General features: G+C 59.0%; 13 protein-coding genes. 2 read left to right on the top strand and 11 right to left on the bottom strand.

What is annotated here, in order from left to right; translation table 11 throughout:
• Positions 1–272: 272 nt before the first annotated feature.
• From FKG94_RS02150 to FKG94_RS02130, 5 genes are all read right to left on the bottom strand, one after another.
• On the bottom strand, positions 273–683 hold the full coding sequence (locus FKG94_RS02150) for a GFA family protein (RefSeq protein ID WP_142902519.1): 411 nt from the start codon (positions 681–683) through the stop codon (positions 273–275).
• Positions 684–1,268: 585 nt separating this feature from the next.
• Entirely contained in the window at positions 1,269–1,958 is a 690-nt protein-coding gene (locus FKG94_RS02145; RefSeq protein WP_142902518.1) for a 3'-5' exonuclease, read from the bottom strand.
• Complete coding sequence (locus tag FKG94_RS02140) at positions 1,942–3,798, bottom strand: DUF294 nucleotidyltransferase-like domain-containing protein (protein ID WP_142902517.1); 1,857 nt, start codon at positions 3,796–3,798, stop codon at positions 1,942–1,944. Before FKG94_RS02140 ends, FKG94_RS02145 begins: the two co-directional genes overlap by 17 nt.
• Before the next feature lie 549 nt (positions 3,799–4,347).
• Entirely contained in the window at positions 4,348–6,054 is a 1,707-nt protein-coding gene (locus FKG94_RS02135) for a sodium:solute symporter family protein (protein WP_142902516.1), read from the bottom strand.
• Between the two features lie 10 nt (positions 6,055–6,064).
• Positions 6,065–6,337: a DUF4212 domain-containing protein gene (locus tag FKG94_RS02130; RefSeq protein WP_142902515.1), complete on the bottom strand. Its 273-nt coding sequence runs from the start codon at positions 6,335–6,337 to the stop codon at positions 6,065–6,067.
• Positions 6,338–6,479: 142 nt separating this feature from the next.
• Between FKG94_RS02130 and FKG94_RS02125 the strand changes: the two genes are divergently transcribed.
• Positions 6,480–9,971: a hybrid sensor histidine kinase/response regulator gene (locus tag FKG94_RS02125; RefSeq protein WP_142902514.1), complete on the top strand. Its 3,492-nt coding sequence runs from the start codon at positions 6,480–6,482 to the stop codon at positions 9,969–9,971.
• Positions 9,972–10,037: 66 nt separating this feature from the next.
• On the opposite strand, the gene FKG94_RS02120 is transcribed toward FKG94_RS02125, so the two are convergent.
• Both FKG94_RS02120 and acs read right to left on the bottom strand, forming a co-directional pair.
• The gene (locus FKG94_RS02120) at positions 10,038–10,679 is read right to left on the bottom strand and encodes a response regulator (RefSeq protein WP_142902513.1); all 642 of its coding nucleotides are present in this window, start codon (positions 10,677–10,679) and stop codon (positions 10,038–10,040) included.
• A gap of 692 nt (positions 10,680–11,371) precedes the next feature.
• On the bottom strand, positions 11,372–13,378 hold the full coding sequence (acs, locus tag FKG94_RS02115; protein WP_142902512.1) for an acetate--CoA ligase: 2,007 nt from the start codon (positions 13,376–13,378) through the stop codon (positions 11,372–11,374).
• Positions 13,379–13,634: 256 nt separating this feature from the next.
• Here acs and FKG94_RS02110 point away from each other — a divergent pair, with 256 nt between their 5' ends.
• Positions 13,635–14,798 carry a DcaP family trimeric outer membrane transporter gene (locus FKG94_RS02110; RefSeq protein ID WP_142902511.1) on the top strand — a complete coding sequence of 388 codons (1,164 nt, stop codon included), beginning with the start codon at positions 13,635–13,637 and terminating at the stop codon, positions 14,796–14,798.
• Between the two features lie 74 nt (positions 14,799–14,872).
• Here FKG94_RS02110 and rnhB read toward each other — a convergent pair whose 3' ends face one another.
• Genes rnhB through fabZ form a run of 4 tightly spaced genes read right to left on the bottom strand, consistent with a single transcriptional unit; the run spans position 14,873 to position 17,906 of the window.
• Entirely contained in the window at positions 14,873–15,478 is a 606-nt protein-coding gene (rnhB, locus tag FKG94_RS02105) for a ribonuclease HII (RefSeq protein ID WP_179957461.1), read from the bottom strand.
• An 11-nt stretch (positions 15,479–15,489) separates the two neighbouring features.
• Positions 15,490–16,638 carry a lipid-A-disaccharide synthase gene (gene lpxB, locus FKG94_RS02100; protein WP_142902510.1) on the bottom strand — a complete coding sequence of 383 codons (1,149 nt, stop codon included), beginning with the start codon at positions 16,636–16,638 and terminating at the stop codon, positions 15,490–15,492.
• Positions 16,639–16,658: 20 nt separating this feature from the next.
• A complete protein-coding gene (lpxA, locus tag FKG94_RS02095; RefSeq protein WP_179957444.1) occupies positions 16,659–17,438 on the bottom strand; it encodes an acyl-ACP--UDP-N-acetylglucosamine O-acyltransferase in 780 nt (259 codons plus the stop codon).
• 30 nt (positions 17,439–17,468) lie between these two features.
• On the bottom strand, positions 17,469–17,906 hold the full coding sequence (fabZ, locus tag FKG94_RS02090; RefSeq protein ID WP_142902509.1) for a 3-hydroxyacyl-ACP dehydratase FabZ: 438 nt from the start codon (positions 17,904–17,906) through the stop codon (positions 17,469–17,471).
• Positions 17,907–17,916 lie beyond the last annotated feature (10 nt).

Raw genomic sequence — 17,916 nt, 5'->3', positions numbered from 1 at the left:
TTTCATTGGCACTGTACTTTTCATTTGCACTGTACTTTTCATTGGCACTGTACTTTCCTCTATGAGATTGATGATATCGTCGTTTTAAAACCAGTAACTCTTTCAAATAGCGCTTACTAATAGCCCTTCGTAAATAGCCCTTCAAAAACTGCCGCTTAACCCTTTCGGAACAGAGGGTTTATTGCGGTCGTCCTCAATGACATTGACCACGCCCACCGCGACGCCCCGCGGCTGTAAACAGCTTTCAAACAAAAAGTATTCGCTACGACTACTCAACCAATACCTTTCTCGTACACTGTACTTCCCTCGGGAATTACCACCCCGGAAAGTTTGCTCGCAACCCATACATGATATTGCGGCTGAACCGCAAACGGTGCATTGATCCGGTCGGCCATAACGCCAATCAAACCGGGAAACCCCTCAGATTTATCGAACATCAACACACCACAATCCGCACAGGCAAGTCTGGCCGTTTGATTGCCCGCATCACTCACATAGCGGTGCTCGGTGGCCTGTCCGACTATTTGCACAGAGTTTACTTTAAAAAAGGCAATTGTTGAATAATCCTTTTGTGATGCGTGCCGGCAGTCCGCACAGTGGCAGCAAAGCTGAATCATCGGTTTTTTCGAAGATTCAAATCGTATTTTTCCGCAGCCGCAAGACGCTGATATTTTTGTACTCATACGATAAAAACCTTTTATCAAAAGGATAGTAAAGCGCTATAAAAAAGCTACTTTCGCAGAGCATCGACCGGAAAAGATAACACTGGCAGTCGAAGTGTTCCCGCCCCAAACCACAACACAGTCAAAGCCTCTTGGCCAGTGGCATCGTCAACCGCGTTGCAACAGCCTGACGCCCGCAAACCTCAATGGCATTCCCTTACTTGCAAATCGTCAAAATACCTATCGATTCGTCGAGTAGATGACAACCGATAAGCAGCCATCGAGACATCCATAGCCGGGACTATTGGAACTCGCTTCAGCACTACCGCCGCCAAAGGCAGGCACCCCAGGAGTGTAGCAGGAAACAACGAAGCAGTGCTTCGCCCACAGAGCGCTCATTACCTGTGGTTTTGAGTTGGACCCGCTAGCGGGGGTTGAGCCGGAACACCAAGTCCGTGTTTCAGAAAGCTCCGCCCAAAGGCAGGCCGGTCAATTAGCACTTCTCTACTAAGACAAGTGGCACTAATGGCCATAACTGAAATATTGCAAGCTCAAACAGCGAGAACAAACCGACAGCAAGACAGGCGATGCGGCAACTTGGGCCGCTTAACTGACACCGACCGGATACAAGTCCCGCAATCGCAGGCGGCCCCGATCGCCGAGATAGGCAACCTGGGCCAGGAACAGTTCCGCGGTAGCATAGGCATCGCTCAGCGCATTGTGCTGCGCTGTAGCCGGCAGACCGTAGCGGTCGCGGCAGAGTTTCAGGCGCAGACTGGCAGACTTGCCCTGACGGCGCAGGCGCCGCTTTTCAATTTCCATGGTATCGAGGTAGACCGCCAGCAGCGGGCAGCGCACGGTCTGCACGGCGGCCCGTTGAATAAAGGCGATATCGAGGGCAGCGTGGTGAAAGACCAGCACCGCACCCTGCGCCTGGGCCGCCAGCAAAGCCAGCACCCGCGCCACGCTGGCGGCACCGGCAATGGCGCTGTCGCGCAGGCCGTGAATCTTGGTGCTCTCCCCGACCCGGGTATCGGCGTGAATCAGAAAGTGCCGCCCCGAGTCGCCGACGATACGTCCCCTCTCGATGACTACCCAACCGAGGCTCAACAGACTGTGGCGGGTGGGATTGAGCCCACTCATCTCCGCATCCAACACCACGAACCGAAGATCGTCGAACGCCGCCCGCAGCGGCGGCGGCGGCGCGTCGTAAAGGGCTTCAAACGGCGTGCCGCGGGCCCGATAGCGCCGCAACGTGGCCAGCGCCCGGTGGCGCAGACTATAGAGCACCGCCACCAAACCCCATCTTCATACCCTGCTGGCAGCTCTGTACTACGGCAAAGGCCTCTTTCAACTGGTGCCGCACCAGCGGCGACAGCATCTTGGGGTTGAGGCTGTTGGTTACTTCGCGCCCCTGCGCCAGTTGCTCGCCCTGGTTTTCGATGCGGATGCGGGCGATAAACTCATGGGCGTCGAGCAGGTTGTGGATATCGCCGGCGGACAGCTCGTTATGGTCCTCCAAACCGCGCAGGCGATCCATGGTATTGACAGCATCGATACCGGCCGACAATGCGTAGATACGCGCGATATCGACAATCGGGATAGTCCCCCTGTGCTTCAGGTCCAGCACCGGTTCGTGGTTGCCGTCGCGCTCCAGTACAAAGGTTTTGAAAAAACCCAGCGGTGGCCGGTGCCCGAGGGCGTTTTCAGTCATCCCGGCCAGAAAAATACTGTTTTTTCTGGCCCGGGTATGAACAAACTCCGTGAGCCGTTGGGTCAGGTCCTTGGCGCCGAAAATATGCCGCAAATCAAAAAAGATACAGGCGTGCATCAACGCCTTCGCCGAGGGCTCGTCAATCCAGCGGGCGAAATACTGCTGCCACTGCGACAGGGACTGACGCCAGCGCGGAGTGGTGGCCATAATATCACCCGGGCAATAGCGAATACCGCAACGGTGCAGACCGTCGCAGACAAATCGGGCCAGTTCGGTGAAATAATCGTCGTCCCCGGGCCCGGCGCTGTCGTCGATCAGCAGGGCATTGTCTTGATCGGCGCCCAGCATCTGGTCCTGGCGTCCCTGGGAGCCAAACGCCAGCCAGGCGTAGGGCACCGGCGCCTGGCCGAGCTGCTGCTCGGCCAGGCGCAGCAACTGGGTGGTCATGGCGTCGGTGACCGACGTAATGATGCGCCCGATATCCTCGACCCTGGCATCGGCCTTGATCAGCTTTTGAATCAATGCGGGCAGCTTTTCCGCCACCCGGGCCACCGCCGCCGCATCGCGGCAGCGGTTGATCGACTTGATCAAAAACAGCGGTTGCGAATTCTGCGCCAGCAGCAGGTCGTTGGTGGTCAGCATACCCACCGGCCGCTGCACCCCGGCGTCTATCTCGATCACCGGCAAGTGGTGAATATTGGCGGACATCATGGTGAGCTGGGCATCGTGCAGACGGCTGGCGCTGGTCACAAACTGCGGCTCCGGGGTCATCACCCGGTGCAGTTGCGTCGCGGGCGGCAGGTTGGCAGCCAGCACACGGGTGCGCAAATCCCGGTCCGTCACCACCCCCACCAGGCGTTCACTGTCGACCACCACCACCGAAGACACTCGCTCCCGGGTCATCAGCCTGGCGGCGGCAGCCACTGACATATCCTGGGCCGCGCAAACAGCCGCGCGGGTCACAATGTCCCCCACCCGTTGACCCAGTTGATAATCCCTGTCGGTGTCTACCTCCCGGTCGCCGCAGTGGGCCAGTTTCTCCCGCTTGAAAAAGCTGTCGACATTGGCATCGGTCTGCCGCAGGTCGCCAATAACGGCCGGTGGAATCACATAGAGCAGGCAGTCCTCCAGCACCGTGGCGAGGTGATGGCGGTTGCCGCTGGCCAGTTCGCAAGCGTGCCCAAAGCCGTCACCGGCACTCAGGCGGTCCACCAGTTGATTGTCGCTCGCGCGAATCTCGACGCTGCCGCTGCGAATCAGGTAAAAGTCGGGATCGCCACCGGCGAGATCGATAGTGTCACCGGACTTGTGGTAGCTGACACTCAAGTGCCTGACCAGTTTGGTCAGAGCCTCCTCCTCCGCCTTGTCAAACGGCGGGCAGGTGCGGATAAAACCGGTAATTTCAGGAATTTCGCCAACCATATCGTTCACTCGTCACGTTTTCGTTTTTATAGATTCTGTTGGTGATGTCGCTACAGCAAGGAACTGTGCCAACTGACCCGTCCTGCCTCGGAAGAGACCGCCGGAGCAGCCCCATGTCTATCTCGCAGGGCCTGCCTGGGATGCCTGCGGTTACACGGACATCCGATCTTGGAAGGTTTTCACAGAAGCGGCCGAACCGCAATAGTTTCCAAATGACTCATTATCACTGATTAAAACTACAGATATGGGGTCCTTGGCTATGAGGTCCTTGGCTATGAGGTCCTTGGCTATGAGGTTCCAGGCCAGGCAGGCTCGAGGTTCGGGACCTTGGGAGACATGAGGCCGAGCAGCCAAAAGCAGGTGCCCTGAGCAAGGCCCGGGGAGGGACTGATACGGGTCTCGAACCCCAAGCCCCCGCGCCCGGTCGAGCCACGATGCGTTCGGGGCCCCCTGCCGATCGGCGTCCCTTCCCCACCGCCACGGCAGAGGCTGGCTGCGCCAGGTATCGGCGCCTCTCCAGCCCGGCCCCGAGGCCTGCCAAGCACCTCATCAGTGAGCCGAAGCCCCCCCGGCCCCTTTGGGATGGCGAATACTTTCCACCAAGTCCTGCACCGGCTGCGGTGTCTCTGCCGTCATTCTGCTAACGCCGATGGCCACTGCAAAATTGATCAACATCCCCAATGTGCCGATACCTTCCGGCGAGATGCCGAACAGCCAGTTGTCCGGCACATTGGCCGCCGGGTTGATAAACTTAAAGTAAATGATATACGCCGCGGTAAAGGTAATACCGGACAGCATACCGGCAATCGCCCCCTCCTTGTTCATGCGTTTGCTGAAAATCCCGAGGATAATGGCCGGGAAGAAGGATGACGCCGCCAGGCCAAAGGCAAACGCCACCACCTGAGCCACAAAACCCGGTGGATTGATACCCAGATAGCCGGCCACACAAATTCCCGCCGCCGCCGCCAGGCGGGCGTAAAGCAGCTCCTGGCGGTCCGAGATGTTGGGCATAAGGTTGCGTTTCAGCAAATCGTGGGACACCGAGGTCGAGATGACCAACAACAGGCCGGCCGAGGTGGACAGGGCAGCGGCAATACCGCCGGCGGCCACCAGCGCAATAACCCAGACCGGCAGGCGGGCAATCTCGGGGTTGGCCAGCACCATAATGTCGCGGTCGATATTCATCTCATTGCGCTCGTCGCCGGCATAGAACATGCGGCCGTCCCCATTCTTGTCGTCCCAGGTAATCAGCCCTGTTTTCTCCCAGTTGCTAATCCAGCTGGGCGCCTCTTCATAGGCGGTGCCCTGGGCGTCGGGACCGTTGATGGTGTCGATCATATTGACCCGGGCAAACGACGCCAGCGCCGGCGCTGTGGTGTAGAGGATGGCAATAAACACCAGCGCCCAACCGGCGGAAGACCGGGCATCACGGACTTTGGGCACCGTAAAAAAACGCACGATCACGTGGGGTAAACCGGCGGTACCCAACATCAGCGCCGCGGTAATAAAAAAGACATCGATGGTCGCTTTACTGCCGTCGGTGTAAGCGGTAAAGCCGAGTTCCCGGGACAAACCGTCAAGTTTATCCAGTAGATAAGTGCCCGAGCCATCTGCCAGTTCCGCGCCAAAGCCCAACTGCGGGATCACATGCCCGGTCATCATAATGGAGATAAACACCGCCGGTACCAGGTAGGCGAAAATCAACACACAGTACTGCGCCACCTGGGTATAGGTGATGCCTTTCATGCCGCCGAGCACCGCGTAGAAGAATACCACTCCCATGCCGATAATCACGCCGGTGGTGATATCCACCTCCAAAAAGCGCGAGAACACCACACCGACGCCGCGCATCTGCCCGGCCACATAGGTGAAGGAGACAAAGATCGCACAGACCACCGCCACCGTGCGGGCGGTCTGCGAATAATACCGATCGCCGATAAAATCCGGCACCGTGAACTTGCCAAATTTACGCAGGTAAGGCGCCAGACACAGCGCCAGCAGCACATAGCCGCCGGTCCAGCCCATCAGGTATACACCGCCGTCGTAGCCGAGAAACGAGATCAGCCCGGCCATGGAAATAAAAGACGCCGCCGACATCCAGTCCGCCGCGGTCGCCATACCGTTGGCGACCGGATGCACGCCGCCGCCCGCCACATAAAACTCGTTGGTGGAGCCGGCGCGCGACCAGATCGCAATACCGATATAGACGATAAATGTCAGTCCAACAATCAGAAAAGTTGCCGTTTGAATATCCATGTCGCTTGCCTCAGGAATCGTCTTCTTGTACGCCGAAATCGCGATCGAGCTTATTCATTCTCGCGACATACACAAAAATCAGCACTACAAATGTATAAATGGAACCCTGCTGAGAGAACCAAAACCCCAGCTTGAAGCCGAAGAAACGCACCTGGTCCAACAGGTCGACCAACAGGATGCCAAAGCCGTAAGACACCACGAACCACACCGCCAGCAACGTCAACATCAGCCGGATATTGGCTTTCCAATAAGCGGCTGCCTGCTCTTTAGTTTTAAAAGCCATCGCTATCTACTCCCCACACATTATTTTTCGTCAGCCAAAATTTATCAGGTCTACCCGCCCGGGGGTCCCCGACTTTGGTCTAAATTACGACTATAGTCTAAATGGGTATAATGACGGCATAACGATAAGGCAGAGAGCGGATATGTCGCCAAGCACCCTTCTCCTCACCGTGTTTGCCTATACCCTGGTGCTGTTCTGGGTGGCGCGCCTGGGCGACAAGGAGAAATACCAGGCCACCAGTATCACCCGTCACCCCCTGGTCTATGCGCTGGCACTGGGTGTCTACTGCACCTCCTGGACGTTTTACGGTCTGGTGGGCACCGCCTCCACCCGGGGCTGGGGTTTTCTGCCGATCCTGTTGGGTCCGATGTTACTGTTTACGCTGGGTTTTCCACTGCTGCAGCGCATCTCGCGCATCTGCAAGCAGGAGCATATTCACAGTATCGCCGACTTTCTCGCCTCCCGTTACGGCAAGCGCCAGGCGGTGGCGGCGACCACGACGCTGGTGGTGCTGCTGGCCACGGTGCCCTATATCGCCCTGCAGTTGAAAGCGGTATCCGACACCCTGATCCTGACCATGGAGGGCAGGCTCGCCGGTTACCAAAACGTGACCTTGCTGATCGCCCTGAGTATGGCGGCGTTCGCCCTTATTTTCGGTGCCCGGCGGCTCGACGTCTCCGGTTACCACAGCGGCCTGATGTCGGCCATTGCCTTCGAATCGCTGGTCAAGCTGATCGCCCTGGTTATCCTGGCGGTGTTTGCCGTGGGGTTGCTGAGTCAGTTCGCACCGCCGCAGCGGCCGGCGCCGTTGAATGGTGACAGCGGGTCTGTCTGGGCGTTTTCCCTGAGCCTGCGGGCCGTAGTGGAAACGCTGGTGGCGGCCTGCACCATTTTCTGCCTGCCGCGCATGTTTCACGTCACCTTTGTAGAGCAGCTTTCCGAACGCCACCTGCACTACTCCCGCTGGGTCTTCAGCGGCTACCTGCTCGCCATCACGGCCTGCATTGTCGTTATCGCGGCGGCGGGCAACGTTTTGTTTGCCGGCCGCGCGGTCAGCGGCGACACCTATGTCCTGGCCATGCCGTTGCTGGAGAACGCCGGCGGCTTGTCGCTGCTGGCGTTTATCGGCGGCTTCTCGGCTGCCACGGCGATGATTATCGTCGCCACCATCACCCTCAGCCAGATGCTCAGCAACGATGTCATACTGCCGCTGCTGATGCGCAGCAATGCCGGGCGCGGTCCGCTGCGGGACTACTCCGGCGCATTGATTTTCACGCGTCGCGCAACCGTCCTGGTGGTGGTGGGCCTGGCCTACCTGTACCAGGTGGCGCTGGCGGAAAATGTCGCCCTCACCAGTATCGGCCTGATCGCCTTCGCCCTGGCAGTACAGTTGGCGCCGGCCATCGTCCTGGGTATGTACTGGAAAACCGGTAACTCCCGCGGCGTTTACGCCGGCCTTGCCTGCGGGCTCGGGTTTTGGTTCTACACACTGATGTTACCGCTGCTGGCCAGAGCGGGTCTGATCGACCACGCGCTACTCACCGGAGGGTTGTTTAACCTGTCGTGGCTGCGGCCGGAGAGTTTATTCAACCTGACGTTCAGCGATGCCTATACCCGCGGCGTGGTCATCAGCCTGAGCGCAAACCTGGCGGCCTTCGTGTTCTTCTCCCGCCGCGGCGCCACCACGCTCGCCGACAGAATTCAGGCAAGGGCATTTTGCTATCTCGACCCGGCGCCAAAAACGGCGCAGCCCAAGTATGCGGATATCGCCCTGGATGATCTGAAAGCGCTGTTGGAACAATTTCTCGGCGCCGGCCATACCGCGGATTTTCTCGCGCGCCACCACAGCGGCGACAACAGTCTCAGCAACCAATTGGTGGACCAGGCCGAGCAGACCCTCTCCGGCGTGGTCGGCGTGGCCTCCGCCAAAGCCATGGTCAACAGTCTGCGCACCGGTGAAAACCTGGCGGTGGAGGATGTGGTCAACATCTTTGAGGAAACCACCCGGGCGCTGCGTTTCAACCAGGACATACTGTTCGCGTCGTTTGAAAATATCTCCTCGGCCATCAGTATCGTCAATTCCGACTTGCAGATGGTCGCCTGGAATCGCCGCTATGAGGATATGTTCAACTACCCGCAAGGTATGCTCAACGTCGGCCGTCCGGTGGCCGACCTGGTGCGCTTTAATGCCCGGCGCGGTATGCTCGGCCCCGGTTCGGAGGACGAACACGTCAAACGTCGCCTGACGCATCTGCAGTCGGGCAAACCCTATCGGGTGGTGCGCGACCACAGCGGCACCGTCATTGAAATAAAGGGGCTGCCGCTGCCAAACGGCGGCTATGTCACCACCTACGACGATATTACCGATTTCATCTCCACCCAGAAAGCGCTCGAACAGACCAACACCGATCTCGAGGACCGGGTCAGGGAGCGCACCGAAACCATCGAGCAAATCAACAAAGACCTGCGCGCGGAAATTCGCCGGCGCGAGCGGCTCGAGCAGGAGATGTTGCAGGCCAAATCGGAGGCGGAGCAGGCCAATGCCAGTAAAACCAAATTTCTGGCCCTGGCCAGCCACGATATTCTGCAACCGCTCAACGCCGCCAATCTCTATGCCAGCGCCCTGCTGGAAAAGGCGGATAACGAAGGCGCCGATGCCACCACCACCCAGCGCCTGCAAACGGCAATCCAGTCGGCGGAGTCAATTATCTCCAGCCTTATGGAAATCGCCAAACTGGACACCGGCGCGCTGGCGCCGGAAACCCACCGTTTTTCCCTCAATGAGATCCTACAACCCCTGGTCGATGAGTTTCGCCTGCTCACCGGCGGCGCCGTGGCGCTGCGCTATCGCCCCTGCTCGGTGCTGGTGAAAACCGACCGCCACTACCTGCGTCGCATCCTGCAAAATTTTCTTTCCAATGCCGTCAAATACACCCAGACCGGACGTATTCTCGTCGGCTGCCGGCGCCGTGGCGACAGTGTCGAAATCCAGGTTATCGACACCGGACCCGGCATCTCCGAGGCCGATCAAAAACAGATATTCAACGACTTCTACCGGGCCGACGCCCAGCGCCACCAGACCGGTGCCGGCCTGGGGCTGGCGGTTGCGGCCCGCTTCGGCAGTCTGCTGGGCACGCCCATCAGACTGCAGTCCGAACTCGGTAAAGGCAGTTGTTTTACACTGCTGGTGCCGGTGACCCGGGCCGACACCGGGCACAGCGAACCCGACACCCTCGCGCCCGAAGAGGACCTCGGCGACCTGACCGTGCTCTATGTCGACGACGAGGCGCAGAACCTCGATGCCACCCAACACCTGCTCGAGCGCTGGCAGTGCCGGGTCACCACTGCGCAGACCACGCAACAGGCGCGCGCGGCCGGCGCGCTGCCAGCCCCGGATGTGATGCTGATGGACTACCATCTCAACGATGAAAACTACAACGGCATCCAGTTGGCGACAGAACTGTGCCGGCAGTGGTCGACCCCGGTGGAGGTATGCATCGTCTCGGCGGCGGGAGAGGTGGACTTGCCCAGACTGGCGGCAGCCCAGGGCTACCAGTTCCTGCGCAAACCGGTCAGGCCCGGCAAGTTGCGGGCGCTGTTGGCGCAGTTTAAAAAACGTTTGCAGACAGTTTAGTTTAGACGCAATGGTGAAGTGCAGACGGCGTGTGCCGATGGGTCCGACACGTCGGCAGTATTCGGGCTAGGGCTCTTCCAGCGACATCTTCGCCAGTACAATCACCGCCTGGGTGCGGTTGCTGACACCGAGTTTGCGAAAAATCGCGGTGATATGCGCTTTCACCGTCGCCTCGGTGACACCCAGTTCATAACCGATCTGTTTGTTGAGCAGACCCTCGCGCAAATAACACAGCACCTTGTATTGCTGCGGTGTCAGCGCCGCTATTTTAGCGGCCAGGTTTTTTTCCTCTGCACCCACCGGTTTAAGCTGCTGGCGCACTGCCGCCGGCACCCACTTATCCCCGGCGAGCACGGCGTTGAGCGCCTGGTAGATGTCCCGCGGCGAAACCGACTTGGGAATATAGGCGCTGGCACCATGGCCTATGGCCTTGCTGATGGTATCCGGGTCTTCACTGGCCGAGACCATCGCCACCGGCACGCTGGGAAACTTCTCCCGCACACTGACCAATCCGAACAGGTCCTGGCTGCCGGGCATATTGATATCGAGCAGTAGCAGATCGATATCCGCCAGCTGCTCGAGCGCGGCCAGGGTGGTGTCCAGATCGGAAGACTCGGTGATGTCGGCATCGACAAAATGCTGATTGATCACATCCAACAAAGCGCTGCGAAACAGCGGGTGATCGTCGGCGATATGAAAATGCAACATAGCTACTCCGATTGTCCCTGGAAACACAGCCGTGTCGGTGCAAGTAAGGGTCTAGGGGGAGAACCATAACCCAATTTCAGGCCGATGACGACTGTCAGTTCGAATATAGCCGAGGCGGCGGGCCAGGCCTTAATGGAACCGACCTGGGCGAAGTCGCGCCACTTGCGCGGTCTGCCTCTGGGCGACGTTCCAAGGGGTCGTTCCAAGGGGTCAGAGTGCTTGCATTTTGACCTCAGGCGGGCACAGGCTCCCACTTTTTGGTGGTAGTGCTTGAGCGGGTCGGTGCCAATCGATTCGGTCCTAACCCGGTGTAGGGGTTCGAGACACGTTGCAAGTACATCCCTGTAAACTCGCCTAAAGCGCCTACTGTTGGTCACGACAGCATCCCTGCTGTCGAGAGTCTCGAACCCCTACACCGGGTTAGGACCTACCACCGTAGTACAAATAGTGTCCGTAATAGTTAAGAATATCGAAGGGAGGTCTGTCTCTGGGTGACGCTTTCAGAAACTCTCGACAGCAGGGATGCTGTCGGGAAGCCCCCAGGGATGGGTTCACGGCGTGTTTCTGAAAGCGTCACCCAGAGGCAGACCGTTAATTGGCACGTTTTCCCTTAAACACCACCACCAAAAAGTGGGAGCCATTCAGAACAACGCCTAAAAACAGCCTTCAAAAAACGCCCCGCCGCAAAACCGTCAGTTACCAGCCGCCGCACGATTGAGCCGCCCCGCAATCAGCTCCTCCACCACCCCGGGCTCGGCCAGCGTCGAGGTATCGCCGAGGCTGGCAAAATCGTCGGCGGCAATCTTGCGCAGAATACGCCGCATAATCTTGCCGGAACGGGTTTTCGGCAGCCCCGGTGTCCACTGCACCCGATCCGGTGTGGCCACCGGACCAAGCTCTTTGCGCACCCAGGCACACAGCTCGGCGGTCAACTCGGTGTTCGCTTCGATGCCGGCAACAGGCGTGGCGTAAATATAGATCGCTTCACCTTTTATCGGATGGGGAAAACCCACCACCGCCGCCTCGGCCACGGCCGGGTGCGAGACGGTGGCGCTCTCAATTTCCGCCGTGCCCAACCGGTGACCCGAAACGTTCAACACATCGTCGACACGCCCGGTAATCCAATAGTCACCGTCGGCGTCGCGCCGGGCGCCGTCGCCGGTAAAGTACATACCCGGATGCGTCGAAAAATAGGTGTCGATAAAGCGCTGGTGATCGCCCCAGATCGTGCGCGCCTGGCCCGGCCAGGCGTCGAGAATCACCAGGTGTCCATCCGCCGCGCCGGTGAGAATATCGCTGTTGGCATCGACCAGTTGCGGCTCGATACCGAAAAAGGGCCGGGTCGCCGAACCCGGCTTGAGCGCTGTCGCCTTTGGCAGGGGTGCGATCATGACACCACCGGTCTCCGTCTGCCACCAGGTGTCGATCACCGGGCAGCGGCCGTTGCCGAACGCGTCGCTGTACCAGCGCCAGACCCCCGGATTGATAGGCTCGCCGGCACAGGCCAGCAGCCGCAGGCTGTCGCGCCCACTGCCGGCCAAGGCAGCGTCGGCATCGGACATCAGCGTGCGCACCGCGGTGGGCGCGGTATAGAACAGGCTTACCCGATACCGATCGATAATTTGACCGAAGCGACCCAGGTCCGGATAGTTGGGCACACCCTCGAACATCACCGTAGTCGCACCATTGGCCAGTGGGCCGTAGACCACATAGCTGTGCCCGGTAATCCAGCCGATATCCGCTGTGCACCAGTAGACATCGTCTTCGCGATAATCAAACACGTAGCGAAAAGTAGCCGCGGCGTAAACCAGGTAGCCACCGCTGCAATGCTGTAAACCTTTGGGTTTGCCGGTGGAACCGGAAGTATAGAGCACAAACAACGGGTGTTCGGCACCGACACCGGCCGCACTGTGCCGATCCGCCTGCCGTGCCACCAACTCGTGATACCAGATATCACGACCGGCCTGCCAGGCGATATCCGCGCCGCTGCGCTCGAGCACCAGCACGGCGTCGACACACTCGGTGCCCGCCCTGGCCAGGGCGGCATCGACATTGGCCTTCAGTGGAATGGATTTGCCACCGCGCACACCGGCGTCGGCGGTGATGACCATCTTCGCACCGCAATCGATGATGCGATCAGCCAGCGCGTTGGCAGAGAAGCCACCGAAGACCACCGAGTGCACCGCACCGATGCGGGCACAGGCGAGCATGGCGAACACCGCCTCGGGCACCATCGGCATATAGATCACCACCCGATCGCCGCTGTCGATACCCTGCGCCTGCAAACCGTTAGCCAGGCGACAGACCTGTGTATGCAGTTCGCCGTAACTGATGGATCTGGTATCCGCCGGCGCATCGCCCTGCCAGAGGATCGCCGTTTTATCGCGCCGCGTTGCCAGGTGGCGGTCGACACAATTGACGCACACATTCAGCAAGCCATCCTCATACCAGCGGATATGCAAATCCTCAGTGGCGTAGGAAACATTCTTTACCTGCTCAAACGGCCGCAACCAATCAATACAACGGGCCTGCTCGGCCCAAAAAGCCTCGCCCTCACAGGTCGAATGCCGGTACAGGCGCTCATAGTCCTGTGGACTATCGACCGCCGGCAGCGCCGCGACGGCTGCCTGGCCCGATGTAGTGGCCACTTGCCCCGACAAGGACTGCCCCGTTTTACCGCCTTGACTTGCCTCTGCCATCTTCCACTCCTTACTGCCGATTGCACTACTGCTATTGTGGACCCAGGCACCGGAAAACAAATTAGACATTGGTCGCAACTCAGACACTGGTCGCCATTCAGACATAGGTCGCAACGCCCGCGCCTTAGACGATAGTCGATATTCGACTAACTGCTAATACCCAGGCGGCACGGATCAATTAAACTCAAAAATAGGCGAGATGGGTAAAGAGTAACTAGACTCAAGTGAATGCGATGAATTGGCTGGAGACATAACAATGCAAAAAGGCTATAAAAATACATTGGCGACACTGCTGATCGCCGGGCTGTGCTGGACTCCCTCCCAGGCGGCAACCCTGACCGAAATCAACGGCACCAAAGTGACCATGAAAGGCTACGTCAAGTTTGACGCACTGGTGTCGAACTACAGCGACGGCGAACTCAGTGCCGGCAATCTGGGGCGAGACTTTTATTTACCCCCGCTGATACCGGTGGGCGGCGAAAGTAGTTCTGCCGTCACCGACTTCCATGCCCGCCAGAGCCGTATCAGCTTCGGCACCTCGACCCAGTTGGATGAGGATACGGTAGAAACTTACTTCGAATTCGATTTCCTGGTAACGCCCGACGGCAATGAGCGAGTCTCCAATTCCTACGAGCCGCGCATGCGTCACGCTTACCTGAAGTACAACAACTGGTTGCTGGGGCAAACCTGGACTACGTTTATGAATGTGGGCGCGCTGCCCGACAGCCTCGACTTTATCGGTAACGCCGATGCCACCATTTTCGTGCGCCAGGCACAAGTGCGTTATTCCGCCGGCCCCTGGCAGTTCGCCCTGGAAAATCCGGAAACCACTGTCACACCATTCGGCGGCGGTGGGCGTATTGTCACCGACGACAACCTCGCCCCCGATGCCGTGGTTCGCTACAATTACAAGCACGGCAAGCTGTCGCTGGTCACCGCGGCACTGCTGCGCCAACTCAGCTACGACGACGGCAACGGCATCGACGATACTGAAGTAAGCTTTGGCCTCAGTATCTCCGGCCGCTATCAGTTTACCAGCGACGATATTCGTTTTGTCCTCAACAGCGGCCGCGGCCTGGGGCGCTATATCGGCCTCAACCTCGCCAATGGCGCGGTGCTGGACGCCGGCGGTGATCTCGAAGCTATCGACTCGACCGGATACGCCATCGCCTACCGGCATTTCTGGAACTCGCAATGGCGCAGCTCGTTTATCTACTCCGCCATCGATATCGACAACGATACTGACTTGACCGGCACCGGCGTTTCCGAATCAACGCAAAGCACCAGGCTGAATCTTATTTACAGCCCCACGCCGCGCCTGAGTGTCGGCGCAGAACTGAGTTACGCCAGCCGCGATCTGGAGTCGGGTGCCGACGGCGACATGAACAGGTTGCAGCTCTCGGCCAAACTGACGTTCTGAGATTTTTAAACTACGTCTTTTGATCAAACAACGCCTTTTGATAAAGCGCCCTGCATCAAAGACGCCGCGGCACTTCAAAACAGGCGTTGTTGCGCCAGTTTCGCCCGCACCGGACCGTAAGACGTCCGGTGAATCGGTGACACACCGAGGCGCTCCAGCGCCTCCATGTGGGCTTTGGTCGGATAACCCTTGTGGCCGGCAAAACCGTAACCCGGATATTTTTTGTCGTAGGCGATCATTTCGCGGTCGCGGGTTACCTTGGCCAGAATCGAGGCGGCACTGATGGCCGCTACCCGGCTATCGCCTTTGACGACCGCCTCTGCCGGGTAATCCCAGCGGGGAATTTTATTGCCGTCCACCCACACATGCTCCGGTTGTATCGGCAATCCCTCCACTGCGCGCCGCATCGCCAGCAGGCTCGCCTGTAAAATGTTGAGCCGATCGATCTCGGCGATACTGGCGCGCGCGATATACCAGCTTTTCGCCTTTGACTGGATCTCTTCAAACAGCGCAGCGCGACTTTTTTCCGTCAGTTTTTTCGAATCGTCAAGTCCGGCAATGGGTTGCTGCGGGTCGAGTATCACCGCGGCGGTCACCACATCACCCGCCAGCGGACCGCGGCCGACCTCATCGACACCGGCACCCAACACGCCGCGATACCCACTGACAAACGGCTGCATCAGGCGCCCTTTCATGCGCCCCTGCCAATCAGGTTCAGCACCGCGGCGGCGGCCCTGGCGCTGGCGTCGCAACGCAGTTGCCGGTGTATCGACAGATAATCGCTTTGCAGTGCAGTCGCCGCGTCCGGCTGTTCCAGGTAGTGCAGCAGCGCCGCGCCGAGGTTTTCCGGCGTCGCCTGGCTCTGTAAAATCTCCGGCACCAGCTGTTGCCCGGCCAACAGATTCGGCAGGGAGATAAACTCGGACTTCACCATTCTGGACACAATGGCATAGGATAGCGCCGCCATCTTGTAAGCCACCACCATCGGCCGTTTTAACAGCAGCGCTTCCAGGGTGGTGGTGCCCGAGGCCATCAGCACGGCATCGGCCGCCGCCATCGCCGTGTGCGAGTCACCATCGAGCAGCGTGAGTGGCAAATCGCCGTAGTCCGACACCATGAGTTCCAATTGTTGGCGGCGCTGGCTATTGGCAGCGGGGAGAACAAAACGCAGGTTCGGTCTGCGTTGCAGACACCAGCGGGCGGTCTGCAAAAAGACCGGGGCCAGAAATTTGATTTCTCCGCCGCGGCTGCCGGGCATCAGTGCGATGACCTCGGCACCGGCCTCTATCCCCAGCTTGTGCCGCGCCGCTGGCGTGTCGCACGCCAGGGGTATGGTATCGGCGAGTGGGTGGCCGACAAATTCCACCGCCACCTGGTGGCGCCGGTAGAAGTCTGCCTCGAACGGAAACAGCGTCAGCATCAGATCGACCGACCTGGCTATTTTGACGATACGTTTTTGTTTCCAGGCCCACACCGAGGGACTGACATAGTGCACGGTGGGAATACCGGCTTCCCGCAACGCCCGCTCCAGGTCCAGATTAAAATCCGGAGAGTCGATGCCGACAAACAGATCGGGCCGGTGCTCGGTGAAATACCGTTTCAAGCCGGCGCGCATACGCAGCAGTTCCGGCAGGCGTTTGAGCGGTTCGATATACCCCATGACCGCCAGGCGATCCTGGGCGTACAGAGACTCGAAACCGAGCGCCAGCATTCGCGGCCCGCCGACGCCGACGAAGCTCGCCGCGGGATGACGATCGCGGATAGCGCTCATCAGGCCGGCGCCGAGTATATCGCCGGAGGCCTCGCCGACAACCATACCGATACGCAGAGATTGCCCCATACCGGATGCTGCGGCGGTGGTCAGCGGACTATGCCGCGGGAGGAAGATTGCAGGGAGGTCACCAGCGCTTCGACAGCAGCGCACTGTTGCGCCAATGCCTGCAGCTCCACTATCGCCTCCTCTACAGTCAGCCCCCGGCGGTACACCAGCTTGAAGGCTTTGTTGATGGCGGCAATGTCGGTTTTGCTGAAACCCCGCCGCCGCAGACCTTCCACATTGATGCTTTTCGCCGCCGCCGGGTTGCCGTTGACGATCACATAGGCGGGCACATCCTTGCCGATGGCGCTGCCCATACCGGTAAAGGCATGGGCGCCGATTTTGCAGAACTGGTGAACCAACGTAAAGCCGCTGAGTATCGCCCAGTCATCGATATAGACGTGACCGGCGAGAGCGGCGTTATTGACCAGGATACAGTGGTTGCCGATCACGCTGTCGTGGCCGATATGGACATAGGCCATCAGCAGATTGTCGTCACCGATGGTCGTTTCACCGCGGTCCTGCACAGTGCCGCGGTGAATGGTAACGCCCTCTCTGATAACATTGTTGTCGCCGATCACCAGGCGCGTGGGCTCGCCCTGGTACTTGAGGTCGGGGGTGTCTTCACCGACGGAGGAAAACTGGTATATCTGGTTGTGCCGGCCAATGCGGGTCGGCCCTTTGATCACAACATGGGAGTGAACCTTGGTTCCCTCCCCAATGTCGACATCCGGCCCCACTATTGACCAGGGACCCACTTCAACATTGTCGCCAAGCTTGGCGGACGGATCGATAATCGCGCGGGGATCAATCAATGCTTTCATACCTTATTCTTATCAGTGATTGTCGCTCAATTAAATCGAACGGTCCGCGCACATAATGGTAGCGGAGGCGGCCAGCTCACCGTCGACCGTGGCCTTGCATTCGAACTTCCAGATGCCGCGTTTATCCGATAACACCACGGCCTCCAGCTGCAGGCGGTCGCCCGGTACCACTTGGCGTTTAAAGCGCACCCGGTCGGCGCCGGCAAACAAATAAATGGACCCGTCCTGGGGTTTCTTGTCCAGCGTTTTAAATCCGAGAATGCCGGCTGCCTGGGCCATGGCCTCCACAATCATCACGCCGGGAAAAATCGGCGCCTGGGGAAAGTGTCCGTTGAAGACGGCCTCGTTCACAGTAATGTTCTTGTAAGCGACAATAGACTCGCCTTTATTCAGGGCTACAACTCTATCGATCAGCAGAAACGGATAGCGGTGCGGCAAGTATTCTCGAACTTCATTTACATCCATCATGGTCGACGAC

Source organism: Exilibacterium tricleocarpae (genome assembly GCF_007004655.1).
Lineage (GTDB): Bacteria > Pseudomonadota > Gammaproteobacteria > Pseudomonadales > Cellvibrionaceae > Exilibacterium > Exilibacterium tricleocarpae.
The sequence above is the reverse complement of the archived record's forward strand: the minus strand, read 5'-3'. Positions and strand labels throughout refer to the sequence as shown.